Origin of the sequence: Paramesorhizobium salinisoli (genome assembly GCF_003335045.1) — a bacterium.
Taxonomy (GTDB): Bacteria; Pseudomonadota; Alphaproteobacteria; order Rhizobiales; family Rhizobiaceae; genus Paramesorhizobium; species Paramesorhizobium salinisoli.
The window spans coordinates 1-11208 of the sequence record NZ_QOZG01000029.1 but is presented as its reverse complement, the minus strand read 5'-3'; the positions used below and the strand labels follow the sequence as shown (position 1 = coordinate 11208).

The following is an 11208-nucleotide window of genomic DNA, read 5'->3' as shown; positions in this document are numbered from 1 at the left end:
CGACATAGTCAAATTGCGGCCACGTCTGATCGTCCCGGGCCATGGAAACCTTGGTGGCGTCGAAATCCCTGAGGCGGTACTTGCTTACTTTCAATCCGCCCGTGAGATCGCACGAAGCAAGGACTATGGAGGCGGGATCCTGAAGATCGAGCCAAAGGAGGCCGACGTGTGGGCCATGCCTTCGCCGACCTGGGTCGCCTCTCGCGCCGACGAGCTTCGCAAGATCAAGCGAAGTGTTGGAAAGCTACTGGACAAAGGGCGGCTGCTCGATGCCGTCAAGCTGGTTGACAAGGTATTGCTGGTGGACGGCGAGGTTTCGGCGACACAAATGGCAGCCGTCCGGAATGCACGCGCGGAGCTGGCGAACCGTCGAAATGTGAGGTCAGCAAGTGGCCGCTAAACCAAGTTCGAAAGCGGAAGCCTGGGAAATATTCGATCATATCGTCGAAGCTGCCGCACCTAGCGGGGAACACAACAATCCATGGGCTCTTGGAACTGATGGCCAGCCGTTCATCAATCCCGATTACGACACCCCTTGCCCTATTGCTAGGTGTTCCGCTGCACCTGAAAGTAGGGACGCAAACGGGGGTGCCTGCCCTCGCCCTCAGCCTGCTCCTCCGAAACGAATGAGGCCCGCCTCTTCGAGCGGGCCTATTCTTTATCTCTTGAGAATTCCAACCATCCGATTGACAGCGCCCCAATATTCCTTGTGCATGGTTTCGGCTGCCTCCGAGATCGCCAGCTTCCAGGCAGACCCGCGATCCCATGCCTCTTCCAGGGCGTCAGCCAGCGAAGGCCCATGACCTGTGACCGGTAGGGCGTCGAATAGCATTCCTGCCTGTCTCAGGTCTTTATCCCGTTTGGCCTGGCCTCCAGCGTCATTTTGGCGGCGACCGGCAATGATGAGCTTATGCACTGCATACCTGCAAGGATCAGGAATGACCACTGAGATACCCGCACCATGTAGCAGGATCGAACGAACGGGATCACGGATTAAGAAGTCCATGAATCTTAGCGGTTCGGCCGACGCGCCACCGAGAGCGGGCATGTTGGCGGGTTTGTCCGAATATTCTTCGGCTCCCCTGTTCGTCGTCATGAATTCGACCCGGTATCCGGTTTGATTCCGGAAGGCATGAGATCGAGAGCTACCGCTGATGTGTGGCACGGCTCGGAACGTAGGATCAAGCTCTTTCAGAAGATCGAGGATCGGCGGCATTGAATCCGCCACTTCGGCGGAGATCGCAAAATCCTGGGCTAGATCTGCATCACCTGTTAAGATCGCCGCCGAGGGTAGACGGATGCCGAGATATGCCGAGTAGCATTGAAAAGCGACGGTGCCGATGAGAACGCCGCGTAGTCGGAAGAGACCGGCCTTGGCAAGCGCCTGTACAACATCGCCGGTAAAGCGATCAGCAGCAATCAAACCGGCTTCCCGCGTCAACGTGGAAACGAACTTGCGGCGGGCCTTATAGTCCGACTTCTCGCCCTTGAAAGTTTCGACCCGTTCCGAAATCATGGGATCGTCGGCAGGCCCAACATACCGCCGCTTCTGCCCACCCTCACCATTTGGTTGGTCGAAATACCAATAGCACCGACCGTCAACTGTCACCGGCACGAATCTACCCGACGGAGGGAAGTCCTCCGCCCAATCGTCGTCGAATGCCCGTTGCTGAAGTTCCGCGACCATGGTCCGGAACATGAGATCAATCTGCTTGATCATAGCGCCTCTATATCGTTTTCGCAAATCTAGTATAGATGCAATCTGTAAGCAAGCCGTGGTTGCTCACAGCCTTTGGGCACAGCGCCGCCCCTGCAACTCTAACACCCGTCACGATCCGGAGGGGATCGTTATACTAATTCCGCGAACCTAGTATAACATTGCTATCAAATTGCACGCCTTGATGGGTGCCGGCGCGGTCTCGGCGGGAACAAAGCCGAAGAAGCCCGCCACGATGGTCTCGCCGCCACCGAACATGACCCAGGCGGATAGAGCGATCAACACCAGTTCCAGCGTGGTAATCACGAGTTTCTGGGGTACGGCGGCATTCTTTTGAGAGTAAATATCCATCTATCTGCTCCCTGCTTGCCGACGTTGCCGAAGATCCGTCCTTCAACAGGCCGAATTCTAATCCTTTATGGAGGAAATTACTCTTGGCAGATCAGTGATTCAGCGCGTTGTTGAGATCATGCAGTCCGACCATCAGCATCATCGGGTCGGACGGAGAAGGCAGGAAGCCGACCGCCTCATAGAAGGCTCGCGCATCATCGGAGATCGCATGCACCAGCACGCCGCGGATACCGAGAACTTCAGCCGCATTGAGCAGGCGCAGGCACGCGTCGCGCACTAATGCCCTGCCGATACCGCGCCCCCGATAGGTCTGATCGATGGCGAGGCGGCCGAGGACGGCAACCGGAATCGGGTCGGGCATGTTGCGCCGGAAACGGCCAGGTGCTTCCGGCTGCTTCACCGCTCCGGAGGCGAGCGCATAGTAGGCGATGACGCGATTGCCCTCGCACACGACGAAGGTGCGTGATGCGCCGCCTGCCTGATTGGCGCGGGCGCGACGACGCAGCCAGTCATCCAGTTCAGGAACGCCGGAATTGAATTCAGCCAGTTCGTGACGGTCGGCAAGTGGTACCGGTGCGCTGAGGGTCACGCCTCATCCCACGGCGCTTTGGTCGTCATGGTGCGTTTCAGGCGCTCATTGGGCTGCGCGGGCGCATCGAGCCGGGCAAGGTACTCGGCATAGATTTCGGGGTTGACCGTGAATATGGTACGGTCGAGCAGCACTTCCTCAGCGCGGCGCTCGGACGCCTCCAGCATGAAATCCGTGCGCGTCTTCCCAAGCAGCTCGGCGGCACGGTCGATTAGGTTGCGAGTCGCCGGCTTAATGCGGATATTCAGGGGTACGCTGGCTTCCGGGCTTTTACTGGTGTGTGACGTGGGCATGGAAACTCCTATCTTCACCCCATATAGCGTAATGACATCATCTTTACAAGACTTGTAATGATATTGTCATTACGTGTGCCCTGCTGCCTCGCGCTCGCTGCCCACATTTGACTCAATAACCGCCTTGAAGGGACTCGAACTCGAACCTACGACCAGTTTGGGTAATTGAGACCAGCGTGCTGAATATATGTGATAATGTCCTTCATCATATATGAAGACGCCGTTGAATATCCCGGATCTAATCCCGGACGCGGAAGCTCGGAATGGCTATGCGGGTATCCTCACGAGCGACATATTCGGGCTGAAGACGACGCTCGATTCGCCAACGGAAACTTTAGTTCGCCAGCGCCGCGCACTGACAGAAAAACGACGTTGGCGAAGACGAGAAGCAGGCGCTTCATCGCCTTGACCGAGAACTTGAATCGCTCGGTTTCACAGTGGCTCACTGGGACAGCGACTATCAAGAATATCTCCAACTTAGGAAAGACGCTGAGCCGAAACAGGACCAGGCGGCCGAAAGTCAGGTGGTAGAGAGGTCCCGAGAAACGCGCGGTCGAGGTCAATGGGGTGAATTCAAGCGTCCGCTGAATCCCGGCAAACGCATTTCGCCGCCGCGAACTCTTAACTCGCACGTACTTATTCGCACGACGGCACATTCATCCTTGCCATTTCGGCCATGCCCGATATTCTATAATCGCTATGATGCGCTCGCTTCGCCCCTTTTTGATTCTCCTGATCGCGCTCGCCTTTTCGGTGACAGGCACGAGCTGGAGCATTGCGAGCGGCTCCGTGGCACCGGGCGCTGGGGAAAACCACCACGCACTGAGCGCGGCCAGTCTCTCCAGCGGGCAACATGAACATGGTAATCGGGATTTCACTCAGAATACAGTTTGCCAAAAGGCCGAATCGGCCTGCGCTGCGCAGAAACAGCATAACGATTTGACAGGTTCTTGCTGCGCAATGGCGTGTCATACCGCCATCCCCACCTTGGGATGTGATATCGTGGTCCTCGTTTTTGCGCGTATAGTTGAGCGCCCACTGCTGGAAGCCGGTATAGAGGAAGCGCCCGCCACGCGCCTCGATCGTCCCCCGAGATCCCTCGGCATCTGATCGTCGGCCGATCCCTTTTCGCGACTTCCGACTGAAGACGGAATCACACGCCTCCGTTTATGTCATCGGGTATCTGCCGACGGCCTTCACCGCTGCGCTATGCGCTGCCGCTGATTGAGATTGCCCGTTTAACATCGCGCGGCCGTGCCGCCCGATCAATCCGGCCGATTCCGAGGATACAATGAAACCCATTTTACTGGCGGCTGCGGCCGTCATCCTGTCCGCATGTTCACGCCCGCCTGTCCTTAGCGCCGGGGCCGATCCATCCGACGCGAGCTCCCCGGCGCTTGCCACGCGATATGTGCCTGTAACAGCGGGAACCGCCGATTACCGGCCCGTGGATCCGAAGCCTTGGATCGAGCGTAACGAAAATGTCGCTCCCAAGACGAGGGCCGAATGATGGCGGGCTGGATTAGGATCCCAACCAACGCTTTTTCAGGATCGCCACGGGCGCGGTTCGCCGTGATCGGCACGGTTGCCGTCACGCTTGGTGGCTGCGCGACCTTCACACCGGATGGCGGCATGAGCCCGGTAGCGGATCATGTCACCGCTGCGATTGGCAAGGATACTGTCAAAATTACATCTCCGGCCGATGCCGCCGCTGTTCAAAGCCGCGTGAAAACCCTGCTGGCCCGGCCTTTGACCGCTGACGGCGCCGTTCAACTGGCCCTGATCAACAATCGCGGCCTTCAGGCCGAATATAATGCTCTCGGAATTTCCGAAGCAGCCTTCATCGAAGCGAGCCTGCCGCCAAATCCGGTTATCGGCGTGGAGCGGCTCACGGCAGGCGGCTCATTGGAGATCGAGCGCCGGCTGGTTGCCGATATACTGGCGCTCCTCACGCTTCCGAAACGCAGCGACATTGCCAAAACGCAATTCGAGGCGGCGCGGCAGAAGGCTATCGAAGCAACCTTCCGCACCGCGGCAGAAACGCGTCGCGCCTATTACAGGGCGGTGGCTGCCAGGCAAACCGTCTCGTTCCTTAAACAAGCGCGTATCTCGGCGGATGCCGCCGCTGACCTTACACGCAAGCTCGGCGAGACCGGTGCGGCGAAGAAGCTCGACCAGGCACGCGCGGGAGCCTTTTCCGCGGAAGTGTCGAACGAACTTGCCCAGGCACGGCTGAAGGCGGGCACGGAGCGCGAGGCTCTGACACGTATGATGGGCCTATGGGGAACCGATCTTGATTACAAGCTGCCCGGTCAGCTTCCGAAACTGCCCCGCATCCAGACGGAAAACCAAGTCGAAGCCGAAGCGGTGCGCAAGCGCGTCGATCTTATCGCGGCAAGGCTCGAACTGGACGCCATGTCGAAGTCCCTTGGACTCACCCAAGCGACGCGCTTCGTCTCCATGCTCGATGGCGCCTGGCGCAGCAACTACGAGCGATCAACTGAAGATGGCGTGCGGGAGAGTTCTTCGCCGCGAGGCTTCGAACTCGAAGTACAGATTCCTATCTTCGATCTGGGCGGCGTCAATGTCCGCCGCGCGCGCGAGACATATATGCAGGCGGTCAATCGCCTGTTGGAGAAGGCCATCAATGTGCGCTCCGAGGCGCGTTCCGCCTATCTCACCTACCGCGGCACTTATGACATCGCCCGGCAGTATCAGAACAGCATCCTGCCACTGCGCCGGACCATCAATGAGCAGGCCCAACTTGAATATAACGGCATGCTGATCGACGTGTTCGAGCTTCTCACCACGGCGCGCGAAAGCATCGCCAGCAATGCCGCGGCGATCGACGCCAAGCGCGACTTCTTCATCGCAGCCGTTGATTTCGAAACCGCGATCATCGGCGGAGGCGGCTCCGGAGGCATGGCCGGCGAAGGCCCTGTTGCCACGGCAGGTGCCGAAAGCGGCGGGCATTGAACAGAAAGGCATATATCATGACAATTTCCCGACGGAGTTTTCTCGGCACTACAGGTGCAGCAGCGGCGTTGATCAGCGCGAGTGCGGTTTCCGGCCGCGTCCAGGCGGCTTCGATTCCCGAGGCCCCCACCATGAAGGAACCCACCATGCAGCCGCCTCTCGTTCCGACGACGGGGCCGGATTATCAGCCGGTAGTTACCCTTAATGGCTGGACCCTGCCATGGCGGATGAACGGCGACTGGAAGGAGTTCCATCTTGTCGCCGAGCCGGTGGTTCGCGAGATGGCACCGGGCATGGTCGCCCATTTGTGGGGCTATAATGGCCAGTCACCTGGCCCCACCATCGAGGCGGTTGAGGGTGACAAGGTGCGTATCTTCGTCACCAACAAATTGCCGGAGCACACCACCATCCACTGGCATGGGCAGCTCCTTCCGAATGGCATGGACGGCGTCGGCGGGCTGACGCAGCCACACATCAAGCCGGGCAAGACCTTCGTTTATGAGTTCCAGCTCCGGAAGAGCGGCACCTTCATGTACCACCCGCATGCCGACGAGATGGTGCAGATGGCAATGGGCATGATGGGTTTCTTCGTGGTGCACCCGAAGGATCCTGCCTTCCGGCGCGTCGATCGCGATTTCGTGTTCCTCATGGCGGCCTACGACATCGATCCCGGCGCCTATGTGCCGAAGGTCGCCGAGATGACCGACTTCAATTTATGGACATGGAACAGCCGGGTTTTCCCGGGCATCGACCACTTGGTTGCGGCCAAGGGTGACAAGGTCCGCATCCGCTTCGGTAATCTCACCATGACCAACCATCCGATCCACATGCACGGCTATGATTTCAAGGTGTCGTGCACAGACGGTGGGTGGGTTCCGGATAATGCGGCCTGGCCAGAGGTCACGATCGACTGCGCGGTCGGACAGATGCGCGCCTTCGACTTCGTTGCCGACGCGGAGGGCGATTGGGCGATCCACTGCCACAAATCCCACCACACCATGAACGCCATGGGCCACGACCTCAGAAACTTCATCGGCGTCGATAAGAAGGAACTCGCCAAAAAGGTGCGCAAGCTTATGCCCGATTATATGCCCATGGGCATGGCCGGCATGGCCGACATGGGAGAGATGGAAATGCCGCTGCCTGACAACACCCTGCCGATGATGACGGGCTTCGCCCAGTTCGGCGCGGTCGAGATGGGCGGCATGTTCTCGGTGGTGAAGGTCCGGGAGGGCTTGGCCAGCGGCGACTACAAGGATCCGGGCTGGTTCAAAAACCCGGAAGGAACTGTCGCCTTCGAATGGAAGGGCGAGAGCAAGGCCGCCATACGAGCGCCGGAACCGGATTTCGACCCCGCCAAAACGAGCGAAGTTCAGGTGGTGAAGCCGGGAAAGCGCTCCGGCGGAGGTCACGACAATCACTAAATCAAGACAACAGGAGAAGACGATAATGCAACTGAAACGCTTCCTGCTCACGCTCATGGTTGGAGCGATCGTGACCGGTCCGGCTCTTGCCAGCCCGGGGCATAACTCTGGCGAGGGTCACGATGACCGAGCCTATGGCGAACCGGGCAATCCGAAAAAGCCCGCGCGCATCGTGCAGATCACGATGAGTGATGCCGATGGCAAGATGCGGTTCATCCCGGATCGCATCGACATCAAACGTGGCGAGCAGGTCAAGTTCGTCCTGCGCAACAGTGGCGAAATCGACCATGAGATCGTTCTCGGCACCCTCGATGACAATCTCAAGCACGCTGAGGAGATGGCAAAGAATCCCGACATGGAGCACGACGACCCCAACGCCAAGCGTCTCGCTCCGAACACGAAGGGAGAGATCGTCTGGAAATTCACCAAGGCAGGCGAATTCGATTTCTCCTGCCTTATCCCCGGCCATCGCGAAGCCGGCATGACCGGAACGATCGTGGTCAAGTGACCGAAGACAAAGGATTAGAATGATGCGCAATTTGATGATGACAGCCACAATCGCTCTGTTCTCGACCGTCGCCCTGGCGCAAGCTGCGCCGGTCGATGGGCAAGTCACCAAGATCAACGAGGCCCAGGACAAGATCACCCTCAAGCATGGGCCCATCAAGAATCTCGATATGGAGGGGATGACGATGGTCTTTGCCATCGCCGATCGGGCGATGCTGAAGACGGTTAAGGTCGGCGATAAGGTCAAGTTCGAAGCAGACCGTGTGAATGGCCGCCTCACTGTCACGAAGATCTCTAAAGCAAAATGAAATTGACCCACGAGTGCGCCTATGGTGCACTCGTGGGTCATGGAGAAACTCGACATGAAAATAGATCGTAGACGTCTATTGCTGGTTGCAGGCGCCGTACTCATCACGCCAGCAAGCGCGAATGCAGCCAATCGTCCCCTGGTCACTATATACAAGGACCCTTCCTGCGGATGCTGCGGCGCCTGGGCCGACCACATCACGAAGGCGGGCTTCCCGACGAAGATCATCGAAGCAGCGGATATCAATGCAGTAAAGGTGCGGCTGGGCGTTCCAGCCGATGTATGGTCCTGCCATACCGCTGAGATCGATGGCTATATCCTGGAGGGACACGTTCCGGTGCCGGCCTTGGAGCGCCTGCTCACGACCCGTCCATCCATACGCGGGCTCGCCGTTCCCGGCATGCCTCTAGGATCGCCGGGCATGGAAGTGACGGGCACCGAGCCGGAGACTTATGATGTTGTGGCATTTGGCAGCGCGACCCCGACAGCGTTCATGCGCTTCCACGGTGCCAGTTCATTGGGGCACTGAGAGCGCTATCGTCAATCCGTCATGCGCGCGCTCGAACTGGTCCTGACGTCAGACTCTCAATCGCGCTGATGTCGTTCGAAAATGACGAAGACAGCCTTGTTCGGATCTGTCCAACATCAAGTCGACGTGGGGCGAAGACATGTCGCCGGCAAGGCCAGTTGAAGCTTGCCGACCGGAGGAATGCGAGAACAACGCTTGAGCCAAGTCATTCCCGACTTGCACGGCGACGCCGCCCAAGCTCGCGGTACAGGGCTTCCGGCGAAATACCGATCTCCGACGCGACCTGGTTCCATCGCCCCTTGGGTGGCAAGGCTTCCCCGTTGAAGGCCAACCAGAAATCGATCCTGTCCGCTACCGACCTGAGGGATAGGATTTCGGCGCGCGTCCGTGTCCGCTGGACCTCGCTCGCAAGATGCCGCATCAGCACGAAAGCCAAGGCCGGATCGCTTTCAAGGGCCGTCTTGGCCTTCGCCATGGGGATGGCAAGCACCATCGATTCTTCGACCGCCAACGCATCGCAATGATATTGCTCAGCGAACAGCGAGGCTTCGGCCAGGACCGAAGCGGAGCCCGCGCGCTGCAGCGTAAGCTGGAATCCGTGAGGAAGGGCTCGGACAAGGCGCAGTTCGCCCCCGGCGACCAGGAACAGCGACAGGACAGGGTCTTCCGCGCGGAAGAGCACGTTGCCAGCATCTAGTCGCTGCTCCCGCTCCGCCAATGTCAGGAATCGTTCGAATAAAGTTTTGGACATGATCGCGATCATGTCTCCGGTTTGGCAGCCGTGTCAAACGTGGGAGAAACCGAAGCCCCGGAGATATACCGATGAACCGCATGTTTTCTGCATTGCTTCCAGTGGCGCTTGTTGCGGCCGTCCCGGCCATTGCCCAGAACCATGGTAGCTCGGACGTTCATGGGGCCGCAACGCAGGCTCCACCGCCTTATTCGGGGATGGAGGCGCGCCGCGTCAAAGCGCTGTCTGACGAGCAGATCGCCGACCTGGAGGCGGGGCGCGGCATGGGCATGGCGCTGGCGGCCGAACTCAATTTGCATCCGGGTCCGTCCCATGTCCTCGAGCTCGCCGAGGCACTCGGCCTGACCGACGACCAGAGGTCGCGGACGAAGGAACTGCTGTTTCGGATGAAAGCCGAGACAATCCCGATCGGCAAGCGCGTCGTCCGGGAGGAAACCGAGCTGGACCGCTTGTTTGCCGAAAAGAAGATAAAGTTGAAGAGTCTAGCCGAAGCAATCGGGCGGATTGCTGACGTGCAAGGCGCGTTGCGACTGGCCCACCTGCGCTACCATCTCGAAATGGCGGAGTCGCTCACACATGAACAGATTAATCGATATTCCGAACTTCGCGGATATACGGGTCAGGCAGACCAAGCCCGCCAGCGTCATCCGCTGTGAAAAGGTTCTGGGAAATGCAGATTCATCCCGATCGCGCAGAATTCCACGCGTTTTGTGACCTGCCTCGTGTATGCGGGGTAACTTAAACACGCCCGGAAAACCTAAATCGCTCATGAGAGCGTACGATCGGATGGGCATCCAGATAGATGCGTCCGAACCCCTTTCCAGGAGGAACAATTGCTATGTCGAGTTTTGCGTTCTTGAAACCAGACGGTGGCTTGGTTGCTGGCATTACCTAAAGTCACCGTGAGCAATGCCCTTGGCAGCTTCGACAGCCTCGTCGGGCCTCTCGCTCCGCAAAGCATCGAGTCCGGTTTGCCCATTGAGACTGCCTTGCGGTGTTACAAGAAATTTGTAGACAGCCCAGGCACTGCCGCCGAGGATTTCCTGAAGCGCGGGCAGCGCCTCGAACGGTCGCCCGTCGTCATCGAGCTGCCACGCTGGGAAGCGGAAGCCCCTCTTGGCTCCATCGAGTCCGAGGACCTGACCACTTTGACGGCGAGTATTGACCGTCACTCGCGATACGCCCAACAGATCGGCAAAGGCTTCGGCTGTGAGCATATCGTCTGCGGCAAGGATTTCGGAGACACGCTTTTTCCCGCGTTCTCGGGCTTCTTTTAGAGCTGCCTTGAGCTCATCGCTAAGTTCACCGGTCTGCTCGACTGGAAACGCGTTTGGCTGCTCCTCAACGAGCGATATCGTTTGCGCGCCCGCCTTGGGATCCACCACGACGCGGAAGCTGACGCTATGCCCCGCCTCTTTGCTAAGACGAACCGCCTCCCCATACTGCTTGATTAGAGCTTTCTCAAAGGCGGCCTTGCGGGGTAGCTTCGCTGAAAACGCAATGTTTGGCGCAGCCACGCGATCAGCGCCATGCCCAGGCTTTGCTGCGGTCTTTGCAATCGACATGTTCGTCAATCTCCTTTTCCGCAAATATGGCCACTAACTGACAGTTCGTCAAGTTCGTAAAACTTGTAAAGTTGTCAACGGCGGAGTAAAAACCGGCCACGCGGCGGCGCAAAAGTCGGCCACCTTGGCGCGCGCATGAGACCCGTGGGAGGGCGTAGCCCGAGCGGGGGTCTCATGCGCGCGTTGTGATTATTTGAAG

Annotated in this window: 12 protein-coding genes and 1 pseudogene; 7 read left to right on the top strand and 6 right to left on the bottom strand. The window is 58.7% G+C overall.

What is annotated here, in order from left to right:
• Window positions 1-400, top strand: a pseudogene (locus tag DUT91_RS23595) (hypothetical protein); the annotation flags it as partial.
• A gap of 258 nt (window positions 401-658) precedes the next feature.
• Here DUT91_RS23595 and DUT91_RS23585 read toward each other — a convergent pair.
• The 4 genes from DUT91_RS23585 to DUT91_RS23570 form a co-directional block, all read right to left on the bottom strand.
• Entirely contained in the window at window positions 659-1717 is a 1059-nt protein-coding gene (locus DUT91_RS23585; protein WP_245419959.1) for a nucleotidyltransferase family protein, read from the bottom strand.
• 150 nt (window positions 1718-1867) lie between these two features.
• Window positions 1868-2068, bottom strand: a complete 201-nt coding sequence (locus tag DUT91_RS23580) for a hypothetical protein (protein WP_114442856.1) — start codon at window positions 2066-2068, stop codon at window positions 1868-1870.
• A 91-nt stretch (window positions 2069-2159) separates the two neighbouring features.
• Window positions 2160-2657, bottom strand: a complete 498-nt coding sequence (locus DUT91_RS23575) for a GNAT family N-acetyltransferase (RefSeq protein WP_114442855.1) — start codon at window positions 2655-2657, stop codon at window positions 2160-2162.
• A complete protein-coding gene (locus tag DUT91_RS23570) occupies window positions 2654-2950 on the bottom strand; it encodes a type II toxin-antitoxin system TacA family antitoxin (RefSeq protein WP_114442854.1) in 297 nt (98 codons plus the stop codon). The genes DUT91_RS23575 and DUT91_RS23570 overlap by 4 nt, the downstream gene beginning before the upstream one ends.
• Window positions 2951-4459: 1509 nt before the next feature.
• Between DUT91_RS23570 and DUT91_RS23550 the strand changes: the two genes are divergently transcribed.
• From DUT91_RS23550 to DUT91_RS23530, 5 genes are read left to right on the top strand one after another with little or no spacing between them, the layout of a single operon-like run.
• Window positions 4460-5926 (top strand): TolC family protein, encoded by a 1467-nt coding sequence (locus DUT91_RS23550; RefSeq protein ID WP_114442860.1) that lies wholly within the window; start codon window positions 4460-4462, stop codon window positions 5924-5926.
• A gap of 17 nt (window positions 5927-5943) precedes the next feature.
• Window positions 5944-7350 carry a multicopper oxidase family protein gene (locus tag DUT91_RS23545; RefSeq protein ID WP_114442859.1) on the top strand — a complete coding sequence of 469 codons (1407 nt, stop codon included), beginning with the start codon at window positions 5944-5946 and terminating at the stop codon, window positions 7348-7350.
• 25 nt (window positions 7351-7375) lie between these two features.
• The gene (locus tag DUT91_RS23540; protein WP_114442850.1) at window positions 7376-7858 is read left to right on the top strand and encodes a cupredoxin domain-containing protein; all 483 of its coding nucleotides are present in this window, start codon (window positions 7376-7378) and stop codon (window positions 7856-7858) included.
• Between the two features lie 22 nt (window positions 7859-7880).
• Window positions 7881-8165 (top strand): copper-binding protein, encoded by a 285-nt coding sequence (locus tag DUT91_RS23535; protein WP_200835077.1) that lies wholly within the window; start codon window positions 7881-7883, stop codon window positions 8163-8165.
• A 54-nt stretch (window positions 8166-8219) separates the two neighbouring features.
• Complete coding sequence (locus DUT91_RS23530; RefSeq protein ID WP_114442848.1) at window positions 8220-8693, top strand: DUF411 domain-containing protein; 474 nt, start codon at window positions 8220-8222, stop codon at window positions 8691-8693.
• A 205-nt stretch (window positions 8694-8898) separates the two neighbouring features.
• Here the strand turns inward: DUT91_RS23530 and DUT91_RS23525 are convergent, their stop codons facing one another.
• Window positions 8899-9444: a Crp/Fnr family transcriptional regulator gene (locus DUT91_RS23525; protein WP_160113703.1), complete on the bottom strand. Its 546-nt coding sequence runs from the start codon at window positions 9442-9444 to the stop codon at window positions 8899-8901.
• Between the two features lie 71 nt (window positions 9445-9515).
• Here DUT91_RS23525 and DUT91_RS23520 point away from each other — a divergent pair, with 71 nt between their 5' ends.
• A complete protein-coding gene (locus DUT91_RS23520) occupies window positions 9516-10100 on the top strand; it encodes a Spy/CpxP family protein refolding chaperone (protein WP_245419955.1) in 585 nt (194 codons plus the stop codon).
• A 231-nt stretch (window positions 10101-10331) separates the two neighbouring features.
• On the opposite strand, the gene DUT91_RS23510 is transcribed toward DUT91_RS23520, so the two are convergent.
• Window positions 10332-11009 (bottom strand): XRE family transcriptional regulator, encoded by a 678-nt coding sequence (locus tag DUT91_RS23510; protein ID WP_114442846.1) that lies wholly within the window; start codon window positions 11007-11009, stop codon window positions 10332-10334.
• Between the last annotated feature and the right edge of the window lie 199 nt (window positions 11010-11208).

Coding starts and splice junctions, on each gene's coding strand:
- DUT91_RS23580 (WP_114442856.1), bottom strand. CDS start 2,068: ATGGATATTTACTCTCAAAAGAATGCCGCCGTACCCCAGAAACTCGTG.
- DUT91_RS23570 (WP_114442854.1), bottom strand. CDS start 2,950: ATGCCCACGTCACACACCAGTAAAAGCCCGGAAGCCAGCGTACCCCTG.
- DUT91_RS23550 (WP_114442860.1), top strand. CDS start 4,460: ATGGCGGGCTGGATTAGGATCCCAACCAACGCTTTTTCAGGATCGCCA.
- DUT91_RS23545 (WP_114442859.1), top strand. CDS start 5,944: ATGACAATTTCCCGACGGAGTTTTCTCGGCACTACAGGTGCAGCAGCG.
- DUT91_RS23540 (WP_114442850.1), top strand. CDS start 7,376: ATGCAACTGAAACGCTTCCTGCTCACGCTCATGGTTGGAGCGATCGTG.
- DUT91_RS23535 (WP_200835077.1), top strand. CDS start 7,881: ATGCGCAATTTGATGATGACAGCCACAATCGCTCTGTTCTCGACCGTC.
- DUT91_RS23530 (WP_114442848.1), top strand. CDS start 8,220: ATGAAAATAGATCGTAGACGTCTATTGCTGGTTGCAGGCGCCGTACTC.
- DUT91_RS23525 (WP_160113703.1), bottom strand. CDS start 9,444: ATGTCCAAAACTTTATTCGAACGATTCCTGACATTGGCGGAGCGGGAG.
- DUT91_RS23520 (WP_245419955.1), top strand. CDS start 9,516: ATGAACCGCATGTTTTCTGCATTGCTTCCAGTGGCGCTTGTTGCGGCC.
- DUT91_RS23510 (WP_114442846.1), bottom strand. CDS start 11,009: ATGTCGATTGCAAAGACCGCAGCAAAGCCTGGGCATGGCGCTGATCGC.